The 17,166-nt window shown below is 36.9% G+C and carries 16 protein-coding genes; 6 read left to right on the top strand and 10 right to left on the bottom strand.

The features are described 5' to 3' along the window. Position 1 precedes the first annotated feature (1 nt). From EO766_RS08365 to EO766_RS08340, 6 genes are all read left to right on the top strand, one after another. A complete protein-coding gene (locus EO766_RS08365) occupies positions 2–898 on the top strand; it encodes a hypothetical protein (RefSeq protein ID WP_074417407.1) in 897 nt (298 codons plus the stop codon). 53 nt (positions 899–951) lie between these two features. Further along, positions 952–1,383, top strand: coding sequence for a c-type cytochrome (locus EO766_RS08360; RefSeq protein WP_074417406.1), 432 nt, complete (start codon positions 952–954; stop codon positions 1,381–1,383). A 27-nt stretch (positions 1,384–1,410) separates the two neighbouring features. Beyond that, complete coding sequence (locus tag EO766_RS08355) at positions 1,411–2,580, top strand: putative porin (protein WP_074417405.1); 1,170 nt, start codon at positions 1,411–1,413, stop codon at positions 2,578–2,580. Between the two features lie 399 nt (positions 2,581–2,979). Further along, on the top strand, positions 2,980–3,855 hold the full coding sequence (locus EO766_RS08350; protein WP_074417403.1) for a hypothetical protein: 876 nt from the start codon (positions 2,980–2,982) through the stop codon (positions 3,853–3,855). A gap of 65 nt (positions 3,856–3,920) precedes the next feature. Beyond that, a complete protein-coding gene (locus EO766_RS08345) occupies positions 3,921–4,373 on the top strand; it encodes a heavy metal-binding domain-containing protein (protein WP_143439548.1) in 453 nt (150 codons plus the stop codon). 76 nt (positions 4,374–4,449) lie between these two features. Beyond that, the gene (locus EO766_RS08340) at positions 4,450–4,881 is read left to right on the top strand and encodes a DUF6799 domain-containing protein (RefSeq protein WP_074420310.1); all 432 of its coding nucleotides are present in this window, start codon (positions 4,450–4,452) and stop codon (positions 4,879–4,881) included. A 165-nt stretch (positions 4,882–5,046) separates the two neighbouring features. On the opposite strand, the gene EO766_RS08335 is transcribed toward EO766_RS08340, so the two are convergent. The 10 genes from EO766_RS08335 to EO766_RS08290 all read right to left on the bottom strand — a co-directional run bounded on the left by EO766_RS08335 (position 5,047) and on the right by EO766_RS08290 (position 17,149). Next, the gene (locus EO766_RS08335; protein WP_074417400.1) at positions 5,047–5,529 is read right to left on the bottom strand and encodes a transposase; all 483 of its coding nucleotides are present in this window, start codon (positions 5,527–5,529) and stop codon (positions 5,047–5,049) included. 522 nt (positions 5,530–6,051) lie between these two features. Next, positions 6,052–7,272: an efflux RND transporter periplasmic adaptor subunit gene (locus tag EO766_RS08330; RefSeq protein WP_074420319.1), complete on the bottom strand. Its 1,221-nt coding sequence runs from the start codon at positions 7,270–7,272 to the stop codon at positions 6,052–6,054. Between the two features lie 21 nt (positions 7,273–7,293). Then, on the bottom strand, positions 7,294–8,625 hold the full coding sequence (locus EO766_RS08325) for a heavy metal-binding domain-containing protein (RefSeq protein ID WP_218331433.1): 1,332 nt from the start codon (positions 8,623–8,625) through the stop codon (positions 7,294–7,296). 13 nt (positions 8,626–8,638) lie between these two features. After that, positions 8,639–9,895: a TolC family protein gene (locus tag EO766_RS08320; protein WP_074420317.1), complete on the bottom strand. Its 1,257-nt coding sequence runs from the start codon at positions 9,893–9,895 to the stop codon at positions 8,639–8,641. Positions 9,896–9,945: 50 nt separating this feature from the next. Beyond that, positions 9,946–11,898 (bottom strand): efflux RND transporter permease subunit, encoded by a 1,953-nt coding sequence (locus EO766_RS08315; protein ID WP_074420904.1) that lies wholly within the window; start codon positions 11,896–11,898, stop codon positions 9,946–9,948. A gap of 4 nt (positions 11,899–11,902) precedes the next feature. Further along, complete coding sequence (locus tag EO766_RS08310; protein WP_074420905.1) at positions 11,903–13,186, bottom strand: efflux RND transporter permease subunit; 1,284 nt, start codon at positions 13,184–13,186, stop codon at positions 11,903–11,905. A 111-nt stretch (positions 13,187–13,297) separates the two neighbouring features. Next, complete coding sequence (locus EO766_RS08305) at positions 13,298–13,702, bottom strand: HYC_CC_PP family protein (protein ID WP_143439550.1); 405 nt, start codon at positions 13,700–13,702, stop codon at positions 13,298–13,300. Positions 13,703–13,911: 209 nt separating this feature from the next. Continuing rightward, on the bottom strand, positions 13,912–14,124 hold the full coding sequence (locus tag EO766_RS08300) for a heavy-metal-associated domain-containing protein (RefSeq protein WP_074420907.1): 213 nt from the start codon (positions 14,122–14,124) through the stop codon (positions 13,912–13,914). A gap of 114 nt (positions 14,125–14,238) precedes the next feature. Continuing rightward, complete coding sequence (locus EO766_RS08295) at positions 14,239–16,458, bottom strand: heavy metal translocating P-type ATPase (RefSeq protein ID WP_287100858.1); 2,220 nt, start codon at positions 16,456–16,458, stop codon at positions 14,239–14,241. A 127-nt stretch (positions 16,459–16,585) separates the two neighbouring features. Beyond that, positions 16,586–17,149, bottom strand: coding sequence for a helix-turn-helix domain-containing protein (locus tag EO766_RS08290; protein ID WP_074420908.1), 564 nt, complete (start codon positions 17,147–17,149; stop codon positions 16,586–16,588). Between the last annotated feature and the right edge of the window lie 17 nt (positions 17,150–17,166).

The raw sequence follows: 17,166 nt of genomic DNA, 5'->3' as shown, positions 1-17,166 counted from the left end.
AATGAAACTTACTTTAAAAAATCAAATTGTATTTAAATCTGCCACGTTCATTTTAGCTGCTGTTTTGATTTGGAATACTTCATATACCAGAGACCAGCAGCAACTTGATAAAAAAAAGACAGCCACGGTTGAGCTATCTTTTTATAAAAATGCCGATGGAGACAGGACAATTGTTGCCAATGTATCTACGAAAAATGATAGTGGGAAGCTGGTTTTTGTGCGGGGTGTCAAAATCAATTTTTATACATCCGCATTAGCCGGAAAATCATTTTTAGGGGAAGCTTTAACCAGTGAAGGAGGTAAAGCAAGCATCAATTTTCCAAAAGAAATTTCCACAGATACTTCAGGTGTTACTATTATCGCACGCATTGAAAATGATAAAGGATATGAAGATGCCGAAGCGCAGGCTTCTGTGAAAGATGCCAGGCTGGTTCTTAGTTTATCTGAAGAGGATTCATCCAAATTGATATCCGTTCTTGCAACAGAGATACTGGCTAACGGGAAAGAAAAACCGATACCAAATGTAGAAGTAAACTTTGGCATTCAACGGTTGTTCGGCATAATGCCATTAAGTGATGAAGCAAACGTAACAACAGATGACAGGGGTATGGCAACTTTTAATTTTCCCAAAGAAATAAAAGGAGATGAAAAAGGAAATGTAGTTCTGGTGGCAAGAATAATAGACAATGAAGTATATGGAAATGTGGAAGCCACTTCTATTTCAAAATGGGGGGAACCATTGGTTGTTGAAAAAAATCCCTTTCCCCGTGCACTATGGGAACCAAGAGCTCCTATCATTTTAATTATCTCTTTCAGCATCATTTTCGGTGGCATTTGGTTTACCTACGGATTTGTAATTTATCAGATAACTAAAATTGAAAAGAAAGCATCAGCATAAGAGCAACCAAAGAATAGTACAACTTAATTATTTAACAAATTAAAACAAGAAACATGAAAAACATTTTAAAATACAAGCCACTAACAAAATCTGCTTTTATAAGTATAAGCGTCATCTTTTTTGCTGTCTGCCTAGTTTTAGCTTCTTTCATCCCACAACAAAGTGAATGGAAGGCGCCGGAATCTGCAAAAAATATAAAGAACCCCATTCCGGCAAATGACGCATCTATTGCTGCCGGAAAGGCTATTTACATAAAAGAATGCTTAGAATGCCATGGCAAAAAGGGATTGGGTAATGGACCGAACAGCGCTACACTTGATAAATCTCCCGAAAGTTTCAATACTCTGAAAGTAAAGAATCAGACAGATGGGGAGCTTTTCTGGAAAATTAAAGAAGGGAGAAAGCCAATGCCATCAACCAAAAAATCCCTTACGGATGAACAACGCTGGCAAGTATTGAATTATATCCGAACATTCAGTAAATAATCAGTTTAATAACAAAAAAATAGCGATATGAAACCTAAATTAATAATCATCCTGTTTGCAATTGGCGGATTGATAAACAGTCCCCAAATTTATGCACAACAGTATAACCAGGAGTTAATTGACAGCCTGATAAAAAATAGTACACAGACACAAGTTGCAAAAGCCAGTAAGTTTTTAATATCAGGATTTACAACTTTTACCGGTAAGTTTTCAAATAATCAGTCAACGTTTTCAGATGTTGGGTTTACCCCAATATTATTATGGAAACCGCATGAAAGGATTTTAGTGGAGGTTGAAATGGAAACAGCCATTATGGGTAATGCCACAAATATAGAGTTGGGCTATGCAGATGCTTCTTTCTTTGTGAATAAATATTTAACCATCAGGGCCGGAAAGTTTTTAGCGCCTTTTGGTATTTTTCAGGACAGGCTGCATCCTTCCTGGATTAATAAACTACCAACGGTACCATTAGCCAACGGTGAAGATGAACTGGCTTTTGGCCCTGTATCTGAAGTTGGTTTTGATTTTCGGGGAGGGGCTCAAATAGGAGCATCGAAAATTAATTATAGTTTTTTTGTAAGTAATAATGCTGCATTAATAACTGATCCCGCAATACCCTCTAAACAAGGCACACTTAGTTATGGCAATGTAGATGTACAAAGTAAAAAATTGTCGTATGGCGGTCGTGTGGGTCTATTGCCCATAGAAAATTCTTCCCTTGAAATCGGGTTTTCTTACCGATATGGAAATGTAGGGGATACCAGTTACAATTATAAGTCTGTTAAAGCTGCTATGTATGCGGCAGACTTTTCTTATATCAATCCGATAGACATCATTAAAGGTACACTCGATATTAAAGCGCAATGGAATAAGGCAAATATTGATAATGCCAGTTATGTAGATCCAGGCGACCCTACAGGATCAACCTGGTACACATTTGATAATAAGCGTACCTCTTTTTTTTCGCAGGCGGCTTACCGGCCTACTATGTCTCAAAGCAAATTTTTGAAAAAAACGGAGTTAGTATTCCGGTATGCCGGTTTCAATCCTCCTGCAGGTGCTAAAGACCTTCAGGAAATCAGGCAATATACCTATGGAATTAATTATTGGTTTAACTGGCGTACTGCATTCAAAGCAGCTTTCCAGTCGGAGAAAAATAACAATGCAATTTTCATCCAGATTGCAGTTGGATTTTAATTCATTTTATAAAAATAAAAATTATGAAACGTAATATATTAATAATTGTATTTGCAATTATCATCACTATGGGTTTAGTGTTTGCCAGCTGTATATCATCTAAAGTAACTGACAAAAGCGGCAGTCAGCTTTGGGCACAAAATTGCATGAGGTGCCACAACTCGCCACCCAGCTCGGCTTTTACCAATACTCAATGGAACATAATTAGCAGCCACATGCGGCAGCGGGCAATGCTAACTGAAACTGAATCAAAAAAAATCCTGGAATTTCTACAGACAGGCGATTAGGATATTTAATATATTTTTTCCGTTGAAAAAACAATGGAGGCAAAAAACAAAATAGATTTAAGCAGAATAAAGACATGATCGAAATATATCGGGATGTATGAATAAAAATAAAATGAAAAATATACTACTTTTTGCCTCCTTTTTATTGGTACTTTTTATTACACCAATAAAATCGATTGCGCAGGAAAAATTCAACGCAGATTCTACCGAAAAGGAAAGTTCAGATGAGAAAAAGTCTTATGGCTTGGTCAGTACCAATTATAACAATAATATTGTTTTTTTAGGGCGCAAGAGTTTTTTAGCGGCTCCTTACTTATCTGCATTTGCAGGGTATTATCATAAATCAGGTTTATTCATTAATGGCGGAGCTTCTTACCTGGCAGCTACCGGGGAAAACAGGTTTGATTTATTTACACTGACAACCGGCTATGATTTCTATTTAAAAAATTTCAATGCTGGTATCTCCGGAAGCAAATATTTTTTTAACAACAAAAGTTATACTGTAAAGTCGGAATTGTCTGGCTATGTGAGCGCTTATGCCGACTATGATTTTGATATAGTGGATGTATATATTGATGGCAGTGCCTATTTTAGTAACACTACTGATTTCATTTTGGGCGCTGCTGTAAGCCATACCTTTTACGCAGCCAACGATAACCTCGCAATTACTCCTACCGTTTACCTGAATGCCGGTACACAAAACTATTATAGTAATTATAACAATAACCTCCGCTTTGGGCGGCACATGATTGGCGGCGGAGGCTCTTCTCCAATGGGAGGAGGTATGGGCGAAGCAGTTTCTTTTTACATGCTAGATTATGAACTGAGTGTACTGATTAGTTATACACTTAATAAATTCCGTTTTTCCTTTTACCCTGTTTATGCTATACCAGTTAATGCTGCAACAATTGCCAATGGTCCAAATATTTATAAAGAGGATCTTTCCAATAATTTTTTCTGGTCTCTGGGGGTAAGTTATAAATTTTAATAAACCCCCAAATATATGTTCATCGTATTTAACAAATGGTATAATAACAATTAAACTTTATGGCAATGAAAACAAAAAAAATGATTTTAATGATGCTGGCATTAACGGTTTTTATATTTGCGGGCGTACCTGTAATAGGGCAAAATAAAAGTGTGGTCGATACCACCCAACCAGGTACTGTTATTTACACCTGCACCATGCATCCCGAAATACAATCCAAGCAACCCGGCACCTGCCCGAAATGCGGAATGGAATTAGTAAAAAAATCTGAAGCATCAGAAAAAAAACATAAAAAGCACAAGATGAAAATGATGTGCCCGATGATGAAGGGCATGAGTAATGTGAGTAATATGAGTCCCGACAAGTCGGGAGAAAATATGGAGAATAATAAAATAACCAATGATTCTGCCCAATTTTCTAAACTCACTTTAAAAGAAAAGAAGCACAAAATGTCTTCAATGGGAATAGGAATGGGAATAATGATGGCAGGGATGTTGGTTTTTTTGATAAGCCGTTAAACAATTATATATTTTGAAATAACAGTAAATAAAATAATAACAGGATAAATATTTTTTAACATTAAAACACACAATCATGAAAAAAATGCTTTTAGTATCAATGTCGCTAATAATACTAACAGGTACTATTGTTGCGCAAAGCCAACAAGTAGAACAAAAAAAACATCAAAATGCTGTAATGAAGAACGAACATTTAGTAATGAAGGATGGAAAAATATTGCATAACATGGATGGAAAGGAAATGCAGATGCAAAATGATATGACATTGAAAAACGGCACGATCATTAAGCCCGATGGCTCTTACCATTTAAAGAACGGCAAACAGTTACATCTGCGTGATGGGCAATGTATGGATATGAATGGAAGGAAATACAGATCCCAAGGAATGATGCAAAGACAAATGCAGGGGAATCATGGAATGAACATGCAGGGGCAAAAAATGCAGTCAGGCGGTCATCGTCAAAATATGAATGGAGGTAGCGGCAGCCATCATCAAAATATGAAGTGAACAGGTGTAGCTGTTAAACCAACGTATTGTGCTCGACTATCGGTAGCAAGAACTCCTCTGCAGGCTCTGTTCTATCAAAATTGGTAATGTACTGGAAAATAGTTGGTGATTTTTTAGATTAAAATCCTTTATTAATCGTTTAGTTATTTAAGTCTTATAAAATGGCTACGCCGCATACCTGACATGGCTTACATGAAAGTACTTTTGCACCTGCCTTTTGTCTTTTTTCCTGTTGTACATAAAATCTTCCACGTTGGTTCGCATTTGAGCCCTATTGATTGGCCTTTTCTTACCTATCATATTTGTTTTTACATCCTGATTGGCATACTCCTGCGGATTCAATTCCGGATTGTATGGTGGAAGAAAAAATACTTCAATCTTGTTTCTATTTGCCTGGAGCCATTCATTTAGTTTTTTTGTTTTGTACGCTGGGTGCCCTTCTGTTACAAAATATAGTTTCTGCCTGCTATACTTTATCATTTGCCGCAAAAATGTTTCAAACGCTCCGCTGTTAAACCTGCCGTCTATAATCATAAATTGTAAATGACCCTGGTTGCTTAAATCTTCTTTAATCTCTTCATATCGCTCTGCATCAGAGAAGCGAAATAACTGGGTATAACTCAATAAATCATCTTGATAACACACCACACAAAAGCGTTTAAAATAAGTAGCATTTACCCCTAAATATACATTGTCGTGGTGAATTATTGGGGTTAAAGGAGCTTAAGCTAAAAAGTGATAAAAGGTGCGTTGCAAAGTATCTTTTGATAAGCCGCTTTCCCTTTGCAATGTTTTGTATGTTTGCCTTTCTAATATCCATTTTTTGAACCATATAAAACGGTTTTCAACAGTTTGTAACTTGTCATTATTGCTAAATAGAGTGCCGCAGTTTTTGCACTTAAATCGTTGTTTATTCTGTTGTTTACCCCACCCTATCTATTACCGACAAAGATTGACAACTCCAGTAACGTTTTTTTTAGCTTTTTCATAAACAAAAAAAGTTTGGTGAAAGTGTTTTCACCAAACTTCCTCATAATTCAACTCTGTATTGAATTACAGACGATTTTACCAACTATTTTTCAGTATTATACCTCAAAATTATTAACTGATATAGTTTATTTTACACTCCCATTGAAACGAACGGACAAATCTATTTCCTTATTTACAGTTTTACATCTTCATCCCGGCCATGGGGTTAGCGCCTTTCTTAAAAATATACTCGCTGTTTAATAAATAAGCGCCGCTGATAACGATAACATCCCCCGGTTGAAGGCCCGATTTTATCTGAACCCTATCTCCATCTTCCATGCCAATTTCAACCATTCTGGTTTTGAATGAGCGATTGCCGGTTTGCACCCATACAGATGCACCGGTGCCGGTACGAAGTACTGCATCGGAGGGTAATGTTAAGGCATTTACCTGTTTCCCCTTTATAATTACATATGCCGGCATGCCGGGCTTAAGCAGATTATCACTATTAGCCACATTTACCCGCAGTAAAGTAATACGTGTTTGCGGATTAGCTTCCGGATTGGTGAATTCAATTTTTCCTGTCATTTCCCTGTCGGGTAAATCAGGAAATTGAACATGAGCAGTTGCATTAACATCAATCTGTGACAGTTGGGAAATATAAACCTGTGCTTCTGCCCAAAGTGATGATAGATTAGTAATCCTGACAATAGTACCGCCTTCATTTATATATTCCCCTTCGCGTATATCTAAGGTGGTAATATAACCGCTAACGGGACTATAAAAAGTTGTGACCGGGTTTATGACTTTTGTACTTGCTAAATCCTTTATTTGCGATTCAGATAACCCCCATAGCGCTAATTTGTTTTTGGCGCTTTGCACTAATCCGTTAAAATCTATTGTTGAATTATCAAGATTTTCTTTTTTTTCTAAAGAAAGTATGTATTCCTGTTTGGCATTATTCAGTTCTTCACTGTATAAATCATATAACTTATCTCCCTTATGAACATAATCGCCCAAATTTTTAAAGTATAACCGTTCAACTCTTCCCATCACTCTTGCACTAACGGCGTTAATTTTTTGCTGATCGGCATTTAGTGTTGCAGTCAAAACCATTTGGTCGCCAATCATCATTCTATTGTGTATGGTATCTGTTAAAATATTGCCCAATTGAATTTGCTGCTCATTCAATTTTACCTCGTTGTCATCCTGCGTTATACTTTTCTTTACTTCTATCAGTTTCATGCCGCATATAGGGCAGTTGCCGGGTTTATCCAGCATTACCTGCGGGTGCATAGAGCAGGTATAATACACGCCGGCTGTATCTTTTGTATGTTCTGAATGGACAGTATTTTTTGCATTTTTATTTTTACAGGCAAGAGATAAAAGTATTAATCCTGCCATTATCAATATTTTTTTCATTTTTTCATTTTTTTTCATTAGTTAATCCTTACCCTGAACTTTTATAAAACTTTCACTATCCATTAAAAACTGCGCATTGGCTGCTACTGAATCGACAGGAGTAATACCACCTGTTACCTGGATCAGATTTTTATAAGTTACGCCTGTTTCTATTTTTTGCGCCTTGTATCCGTTTCCACTTTTTACAAAAACCACTTTTTCAAGGCCAAGTGATAATACCGCTTCACGGGGTAACCATTCTGCATTTACCGGGTTACTAAAAATAGTTGCCCTTACCTGGCTGCCTATGGGCAATTGTAAAACATTATTATCAACATTTACTCTTGCTGTTACCGTTTTACTTCCCGGGCGGAAGAAGGGTTCAATGAAGTAAATGAAGCTGCGAAAATCTTTGTCGGGCCTTGCTTCCGGTACTATTCTTACTTTATTACCCACTTTAATAAAAGGCTGATCTAATGGGTAAATATTAAGCAACACCCATACTTTATCCATGTTATACACTTCAAAAATTGTTTGCCCTTTTTGCAGATACATCCCTTCTTTAAGGGCAAGCCCCTGCGTAGTTATTGAGGTAGCTTCATTCATAGCCGGGGCTTCCGGAACTGCATTATTATTCATCCCACTATTTAAAGCATCATGAATGTGACCGCTGTAATTGCTGTAAACAGAAACTGTAAACAGTGGTTGTTGTGTGGTTATTACCTGCTGTAATTGTTCACCTGGAAAACCCAGTAATAATAGTTTTTCTTTAGCGGCATTAATTAATAAAGTATTTGATGGATCGTTCTTTAGCAGGAATAAAAGATTCTGCTGTGCAGTCAGTAACTCAGGGCTATAAATGTCCATTATCTTTTGGCCTTTGCTGATTTTCTGATAGCGGTACCGAATATATAATTTTTCAATTCTGCCGCTTATCCTGGCTGATATAGCCCCTACTTCTTTAGTATTGTAGGCTGTATATCCGAGTGCATTTATTTCTATTGGTTCTTTACTCTTGAGTAAGGTAGTGGCAGGTATGCTAGAAACAGCGTAACTATTGGTTGGTAGTAACAAGGTATGCAAAGACATATCGTGTATCTTTTTACTTTCGTTTTCTTTTTTTACCAACCGCATGCCGCAAATAGGGCAATTGCCCGGCTGCTCACGAATAATTTGCGGGTGCATGGAACAAGTGTACAAAACCTTTTCTTCTTTTGCAGGCATATTCATGTTTCCCATATCAGCCATCCCGCTATGCTGGGTATGAATAGCATTTTTAGGATGCAGGAATTTAAAATAGAGTAAGGCAACAGCAGCTAATAGTGCTATTACAGCCATGATAATAATTAGTATTTTATTTTTCTTTCCACTCATAAATGTTTTTAATTTATCGTATTTGAAGAATTCTTTCCAGCTCAACCTGCATAGCCAGTAATTGTTGCAACTGCCCGAGGTATTCGAACTGTGTCATGTTTAATGTTTCCCAGGCATCAAATAATTCAAACAGTTCTTCTGTATTTTGTTCATATCCCAATTCATAGGTTTTAAAGTTTTTGTATAAGGCCGGCAAAATTTTTTCTTCGTACAATTTTATTTGTTTGTTTTTGTTGAGGATATCTGTCCTCATTCCATAAGCTGTGCCTACAGATTCATTTAAAATCATTTGCTTTTGCTGCTGCAACGATTCGTTTTTCCATTTCAGGCTTTCAATATTGGCTTTATTCATTTTAGAAGACCATCTTGCCATTGGCAACCTTACCATACCCATTGCCGAGAATTGCAATGGCTGCTGTGCCCATCCATAAGCGTTTTCGAACCGTACCCCAAATTCAGGCAACAACCTTGTCCTTTCGGTTTCCTGTTTTAACCGGTTAACATACATTTCCTTTTCAAGGGCTTTTACATCGCTCCTGTTGGTTACAAATAAGGTAGTATCAAATACTATGTTTTGATAATCTTTTAAAGTATAGGCAGTATCAATGTCAAAGTCAATTGTTTTATCGCGATACATTAATGTATTAAGGATGTATTTTTTTTGTTTTATTTGGTTCTCCAGCATAATCCTGCTATTCTGTACATTGGCCAATGCTGCTTTGGCTTTGTAATACGCATTAATTTTTCCCAGCCCGTTTTTATAACGTATTTCAGCGCTTTGAATCATGTAGTTCAGGCGCTTTTCATTATCATCCAAAATCAGCAGTTGCTTTTTAATCACTATCCATTCGTAATAATTTTTCTTTGCTTCTGCGTATAGCTGATTGAGTGTATACCCTTTTTTTTCTTTTTCAACAGAGGACATGGATGACATATAGTTAGCGTCTGCTTTTAACCGTTTGGGATTAGGAATGATTTGCTGGGCACCAATTACATATTGCCCCATACCTGGCACCCCGTTTGCCGCCTTCCAATATCTTGGCGCATAAGGCGTCATAAAAAAACCGGAAGTTAATTCAGGCGCCATCCAGCTTTTAGCACCTTTGGCGGCTTCATCCAATGAACGTATTTCTGCATCGTACATTTTCATGGATGGATTACTAGCCTGAATAGAATCGAGGATTGAATTAATGTTTAATATTTTTTGAGACCGGGCTGAGAAAGTTATGAAAATCGATAACCCTGTTATAAAAAAAAATTTTCTTTTCATGAAAACATGTTTTAAATTAAATATGTCATTTTTCATTACCACTTTTACATTTAATGTTTTGTTTCCAATACTTCTATTTTCCCGTGCTTTTTTAGCTCATATTCCTTTTGCATTAAAAATATTAATGGTGTTACCAAAAGTATATGTGTTGATGAAGTAATTACTCCACCAATCATAGGTAGTACAATAGGAATCATTACATCACTTCCCACACCTGTACTCCAAAGAATGGGGACCAAACCAAATAGGGATACACTTACGGTCATCAGCTTTGGCCTTAATCTTTTAGCTGCACCGGCAATTACATATTCCCTTAAATCATCTCTGGTAATTGTTTTACTTGAGTTTCCTTTTTTTGCTATTAATTGGTCCATAGCATCATTGAGATAAATAACCATTACAATCCCTGTTTCTACTGCTAAACCAAACAATGCAATAAAGCCAACAGCTACAGCAACAGATAAATTGACATGCCAGAAATAAATCATCAAGGCACCCCCAATCAATGCAAAAGGAATAGAAATCAGACTGAAGAAAGCTTCCCGTGCGGAATGAAAAGCAAAATACATACACATAAAAATGATAACCAGCACAACCGGCAAAATCATTTTTAATGTTTTTTCGCCGTGGATTAAATTTTCGTATTGTCCGCTCCAATCAAGAAAATATCCTTTGGGCATTTTAGCAATCATTGCGCTTACCCTTTTTTGTGCTTCATCAACAGTACTGCCTAAGTCTCTTTCCCTCACATTAAAAAGTACGGTTCCCCTGAGCATGGCATTTTCTGAGTTAATCATAGGGGGGCCTTCTGTAATTTTTACATCTGCTACTGCTTCCAGCGGAATGGGGCCATAACCGGGTGTTTGAATCTGCAGCCTTTTTAATGCCTGAATATTATTTCGGAAGTTTTGGCCAAAACGTGCATTGACAGAAAAACGTTGCCGCCCTTCAATGGTTGTGGTAAGCCTGACACCACCCAATGCACTTTCCACTACTGTGTTTACATCATCAATACTTAATCCATATCTTCCGATTTCATCACGTTTTACAGTTATGTCAATATATTTTCCCCCGGTAATTGGTTCTACATATAAATCTTTTACACCAGGGGTTCCGTCTAACACTTTTTTAATTTGTTGTGCAAAAGCATAAATCGTGTCTAAGTCCTGACCATATACTTTAATCCCCACATCTGTTCTGATGCCTGTGGAAAGCATATTGATGCGGTTGATGATAGGCTGTGTCCATCCGTTGGTTACACCGGGTATCTGAAGCTTTGCATTCAGTTCATTGATAATACTGTCTTTGGTAAACCCCTTTCTCCATTCGTTTCTTGGTTTCAGCATAATAATGGTTTCTACCATGCTGATAGGAGAATTATCTGTAGCTGTATTGGCCCTGCCGGCTTTGCCCAGTACATGGGCTACTTCCGGAACACTTTTAATAATTTTATCCTGTACCTGCAATAAACGTTTGGCCTCCGAGTTAGAAACATCCGGCATCATTACGGGCATAAATAAAAGTGAACCTTCATCTAAGGGGGGCATAAACTCCCGACCAAGGCCCATCACCAAAGGGATACTGATTACCAGCGCTACTATATTCGCACCAAGGGTTATCCACCTTCTTTTGATACAGGCCCTGATAATAGGTTCATAAATTCTTTCAAGTACCCGGTTTACAGGGTTAGCATTGTCCGGTAAAAACCTCCCCTTCATAAAAAAAGAAATGAGTACCGGCGCCAGTGCTATCGCCAATATCGCATCTACTGCAAGGATAAATGTTTTTGTATAAGCCAGGGGATGAAACAATTTACCTTCCTGCCCTGTTAAAAGAAATACCGGCAGAAAAGAAGTAATAATAATAATGGTAGAAAAAAATACCCCTCTCGATACCTGTTTGCAGGCACGCTCTATGATTGACATTCTTATATCTTCAGGAACTTTCCGGTAAGAAGATTTTTTTTTGTTGGAACGCTCTTTTAATTTTTTTAAAAAATTCATACTATTACTTATTTTCAGGGTGATTGCTGTTTTGCCATTCGGAAAGCTGGCGATAACTATTTTCAGACATTATGATTCCATTATCCACTATAACGCCAATGGCTAATGCAATGCCCGTTAAAGACATTAAATTGGATGACATACCAAATGCATTCAACAGGATAAAACTCGTGGCAATTGTTATGGGAATTTGAATAATGATACTAAGTGCACTGCGCCAGTGAAAAAGAAAAACCAGCACTACCAGGGAAACCACGATTATTTCTTCTATCAGTTTTCCTTTTACCGTTTCAATGGCGGCTTCTATCAATCCACTTCTGTCATAAGAAGTTTTAAATGTAACCCCTTCGGGTAAACCTTTTTCTACATCTTTTATTTTTGCTTTTATTGCCTTTATTACTTTATCTGCATTTTCACCATATCGCATCACTACTATACCACCCACCACTTCTCCCTCGCCATTCTCGTCAAAAATACCCAGACGCAAATCCCCACCCAACTGCACGCTTCCTATATCTTTAATGCGAACAGGGATACCATTGTACTGAGCTAAAGATATATTCTCAACATCTTCTTTATTTTTTATATAACCCAATCCCCGTATGATATACGCCATATCGCTCATCTCAAATTTCCGCCCCCCCACATCATTGTTATTAGCTTTTACTTTATTCATTACATCCATCATAGACACATTGTAGAATTGCATCTTTACAGGGTCCAATATAATTTGATATTGTTTTTCAAAGCCTCCGAAAGACGCTACTTCGGCAACGCCCGGTACGGTTTGCAAAGCAAATTTAATGTACCAATCCTGTAGTGCCCGCTGTTCACCCAAATCCATTTTTGGTGCATTAAGATGATACCAGAAAATATGGCCAACACCCGTTCCATCAGGGCCAAGTGAAGGGGTTACACCCTGGGGTAACAAACGTTGGGCATAGTTTAATCGTTCCAGTACACGGGTACGTGCCCAATAAATATCAACGTCATCATCAAATATTACATACACAAAACTCATCCCAAACATGGAAGTGCCCCTGATGTTTTTGATACGGGGGATGCCCTGCAGATTAGATACTAATGGATAAGTTATCTGGTCTTCTATCAATTGCGGGCTTCGGCCCATCCATTCCGTAAAAACAATTACCTGGTTTTCACTTAAATCAGGAATAGCATCCACCGGATTTTTTTGAATGTTGAGGATGCCCAAAATGACTAAGCCAATGGTAATCAATAATACCACAAACCGATTCCGCAGCGACCAACTGATGATCTTTGCAATCATGCTACAATATTTTTAAATATAAAAATGAGTGGAAAATACAATGCACTATACACAAAGGCATACAAAATAGCCCTAAGGCAAGGAGCCCGGGCTACAAGTAAGGAAATAATACTATATCAGAAAAATACGATTCCGTATGAAAAGCTGCACACTGCACAAATCAGGTGGTACATGTGTTGCTGGAATCTGAATGAATAGTGATGGAAAGTAAAGCGCTAAGTTTTCCATTGCCGATTTTGCTGGCAATACAAATACGGGTTGTGCAGCTTGAAAAACAAATGAATGGGCAGTAGACTGGTCTTGACTAACTTGTATTTTTTGTTGCACATCTTTACAGCAATTACCTTTTCTGCTCTTTTTGAGCAGCATGCCACAATTACTGCAGTTGGTATTATCGGAACTTTTCACCAGCTCAATTCCTGCCCATTTACCCATGCAATAATGTACTTGAATGGTGGCACCCTGAACACTCAGGCCATACAGTAACAATAGTAATATGGTGAAAAACTTTTTCAAATCAATGTTTATGTGTAACAAAAAATTTTTACAATCTTAAAAAACAAAAATAACACAATTTTAAATATACTGTTACTTACAACAATCCTTCTTATGAACAAAAAGAGTAGTGACAATTTTTATAAAAAAACGACCGATTTTATTTAAGAAGGTTTGATTCACGTTGAATGTCATAAGTAAAGATACTATAGAATTATAATTTGCCAAAGTTAAGATAGTGGCTCAGCTGTATATCCGGCACTCTCAACCAATTGTACAATCTCCTTTTCTTCCATAGAACCGGTTTGTACCGTAAGAACTTTATTTTTGTTCGTTGTATCTACTTCCCAATGTTCAATACTTTTTTCGTTATTCAGCACAGGAGATACTTTGGCAACACAACTGCTGCACTGGATATTTGTTTTAAACTTTAATGATTTCATAAAATTATTTATATTTTTTAACAAAATTAGAGAACATAAATGTTCTAACTATTACAAAATTTTTAAACGACTTTACAATATTTTTAGAAACAACAGCAATGTGAATGGGGTACATTACAAGCGAATTGTTTTTAAACGTAAACTATTCAACACTACTGAAACAGAACTAAATGCCATAGCTGCACCGGCTATCATAGGATTTAACAAAAAACCATTAACCGGATATAAAATACCGGCAGCAATAGGAATGCCTATTATGTTGTAAATGAATGCCCAAAAAAGATTTTCACGGATTATACGTACCGTTTTTGCTGATAGTACTAAAGCTTTTGGCAACGCAGTTAGATCTTTCGTGATAAGGGTAATTTTGGCTACATCCATTGCAATATCGGTTCCGCTACCCATGGCTATACTAACATTGGCCAATGCTAAGGCCTGACTATCATTTATCCCATCACCTACCATTGCTACTATCTTCCCCTGTTGCTGAAGATCCTGAATGAATTTTGCTTTTTGTGCAGGCAATGCATCACTTGTATAATGTGTTATACCAACCGATTTTGCTACTGCTGCGGCAGTGGATTGATTATCGCCAGTAAGCATATACACTGCAATACCCATTTCATGAAGCGTATGTATAGCTGCTAATGCAGTTGGCTTAATTTCATCCGTTATTCCAATAATAGCCAGCACCTGTAAATCGTTGGCAAAATAAACCACAGTTTTAGCAGATTGTTGCCAGGAATCAGCCAATGAAAGTAGTTCATTATTGAGTGAAAGCTTATGTTCCTCTATCATTCGTTTGTTTCCAACCAGCCACAATTTATTTGCAAAAAGTGCTCTGATACCCCTGCCTGTAATACTTTGAAAATCGGTTAAATGAATATCATTATCAGTTTGTTCTTTTTTTATATAATTAAGCACAGCCTCTGCCAGCGGATGCTCGGATTTAGCTTCAAGTGCATATAAAATGTTAGCAGGCAAATGACGATCAGCAATGGTTTTATTCCAAACAATTTCTGTTACAGTTGGCTTTCCTTCTGTGAGTGTGCCTGTTTTATCTAAAACAACGGCATTTACTTTGTAGCCTGCTTCAAGGCTTTCAGCATCTTTAATCAGGATATTATTTTCAGCTCCTTTACCTATACCTGCCATCATTGCGGTTGGTGTTGCTAAACCCAATGCACATGGACAGGCAATAATTAATACCGTAACAAAAGCAAGTAAAGCATGTGAAAAGGCATCATTTCCGCCTAACAGCAACCAAACAGCAAAAGCAAGCAAAGCAATACCCATTACAACCGGAACGAAAATACCGGCTACTTTATCTGCCAATCGTTGCACAGGTGCTTTGCTGCCCTGTGCCTCCTGCACCAATTGTATAATATGCCCCAATACTGTGTCACCACCCACTTTTTCGGCCCTAAATATAAAATGGCCTTTTTGATTGATTGTTCCGGCATACACACTGCTACCTTCATATTTTTCAATCGGTGTATACTCTCCGCTAATCATACTCTCATCAACAAAAGAAGTTCCCTTTGTAACAATGCCATCTACAGGCACTTTTTCACCTGGTTTCACAACAACCATATTACCTATTGCAACTTCAGCTGTCAGTATTTGCTTTTCAGCACCATTTTCAAAAATAGTTACTGTATCAGGTTGCAATTGCATTAATTTTTTCAGTGCGGAAGAAGTATTTGATTTTGCTTTTTCTTCCAACAACTTCCCTAATAAAATAAACGTAATAATTACAACAGATGCCTCAAAATAAACATGTGCTGGTAATCCGCGGCTAATCCAAAAAGACGGAAAAATTGTTGTAAAAGTGCTAAATAAAAAAGCAGTGAAAGTACTAAGTGCAACTAACGTATCCATATTTGCTTTTCCATGCCTGGCCTGCTTCAATGCATTGATAAAAAACTGACGTCCAAAATAAAAAACAACAGGAATGGATAAAAACATCATCATCCAATTGCCATAAGGTACATGCATAAAAACCATACTGATTAATACCACGGGGATAGAAAAGAGAAAAGCAAAAAAGGTTTTTTGTTGTAGCATACGAAACTGTAAATCCTCGCGCTGTTTACTTTTATGTATATCCCCTTTCTCATCAATCATTAAATCATATCCAATTGATTGAACAACAGACTTTAATTTTTGTGGTGTTACAACCGATTCATCATACTCAACCATTACCTGTTGTGCAGCATAATTCACATTGGCATGTACCACACCATTAACAGGCTGCAACATTGATTCTACGCTAATTGCGCAAGATGCGCAACTCATACCAATTACCGGAAATATTTTCTTAACTGTTTGCATACATAAATGTTTGATACCACAAAGCTCCTTACAAAGCAAAGCCTGAGTATTACAACATTTATAGTTTAGTTTACAAAATAATTACATTAAGAAAGTATTGATTATTATGGTTGATGATAATTCCGAATCAAATAATATTATCGAGCGGCTTTCTTTGTCCTCCAATTTTTTTAAATTCAGTAGGCGTAAATCCGGTCATTTTTTTAAATTGAGCAGATAAATGTGCAACACTGCTATACCCCATTGCAAAAGCAATATCGCTTAAATTCATTTCATCATAGGTTAATAGCTCTTTCACTTTTTCTATTCGCAGTAAAATGGTATATCTTTCAATGGTTACGCCTTCTACAGAAGAAAATAATGTACTTAAAAAATGATAGTCATATCCTGTGGCATCTTCTAATATTGATGATAGTTTATGGGTAAAGAGCTCTTCACTATTCTTCTGAATGAGTTGAATAATGGTGTTTTTAAGAGATTCAACCAGTGCAGAGCGCTTGTCATCCAATATTTCAAAACCATTTTCGAAAAGTAATTTTTTAAAGGCTGACAATTGTGTTTCAGATGGTACATACATAGTTTCTACTTCACCCAACTTTATATTTTTATAGGAAATATCGGTATCATCCAATAATTGTCCTACAACTTTAATACATCTGTCGCAAACCATATTTTTGATCAATAATTTCATTTTACAATTTTTAAGAT

It is taken from the genome of Hydrotalea sp. AMD (assembly GCF_004100315.1).
In the GTDB taxonomy this organism is placed as follows: domain Bacteria; phylum Bacteroidota; class Bacteroidia; order Chitinophagales; family Chitinophagaceae; genus Hydrotalea; species Hydrotalea flava.
This window is presented reverse-complemented; position numbering and strand designations above follow the sequence as displayed.

Coding starts and splice junctions, on each gene's coding strand:
- EO766_RS08365 (WP_074417407.1), top strand. CDS start 2: ATGAAACTTACTTTAAAAAATCAAATTGTATTTAAATCTGCCACGTTC.
- EO766_RS08360 (WP_074417406.1), top strand. CDS start 952: ATGAAAAACATTTTAAAATACAAGCCACTAACAAAATCTGCTTTTATA.
- EO766_RS08355 (WP_074417405.1), top strand. CDS start 1,411: ATGAAACCTAAATTAATAATCATCCTGTTTGCAATTGGCGGATTGATA.
- EO766_RS08350 (WP_074417403.1), top strand. CDS start 2,980: ATGAAAAATATACTACTTTTTGCCTCCTTTTTATTGGTACTTTTTATT.
- EO766_RS08345 (WP_143439548.1), top strand. CDS start 3,921: ATGAAAACAAAAAAAATGATTTTAATGATGCTGGCATTAACGGTTTTT.
- EO766_RS08340 (WP_074420310.1), top strand. CDS start 4,450: ATGAAAAAAATGCTTTTAGTATCAATGTCGCTAATAATACTAACAGGT.
- EO766_RS08330 (WP_074420319.1), bottom strand. CDS start 7,272: ATGAAAAAAATATTGATAATGGCAGGATTAATACTTTTATCTCTTGCC.
- EO766_RS08325 (WP_218331433.1), bottom strand. CDS start 8,625: ATGAGTGGAAAGAAAAATAAAATACTAATTATTATCATGGCTGTAATA.
- EO766_RS08320 (WP_074420317.1), bottom strand. CDS start 9,895: ATGAAAAGAAAATTTTTTTTTATAACAGGGTTATCGATTTTCATAACT.
- EO766_RS08315 (WP_074420904.1), bottom strand. CDS start 11,898: ATGAATTTTTTAAAAAAATTAAAAGAGCGTTCCAACAAAAAAAAATCT.
- EO766_RS08310 (WP_074420905.1), bottom strand. CDS start 13,186: ATGATTGCAAAGATCATCAGTTGGTCGCTGCGGAATCGGTTTGTGGTA.
- EO766_RS08300 (WP_074420907.1), bottom strand. CDS start 14,124: ATGAAATCATTAAAGTTTAAAACAAATATCCAGTGCAGCAGTTGTGTT.
- EO766_RS08295 (WP_287100858.1), bottom strand. CDS start 16,458: ATGCAAACAGTTAAGAAAATATTTCCGGTAATTGGTATGAGTTGCGCA.
- EO766_RS08290 (WP_074420908.1), bottom strand. CDS start 17,149: ATGAAATTATTGATCAAAAATATGGTTTGCGACAGATGTATTAAAGTT.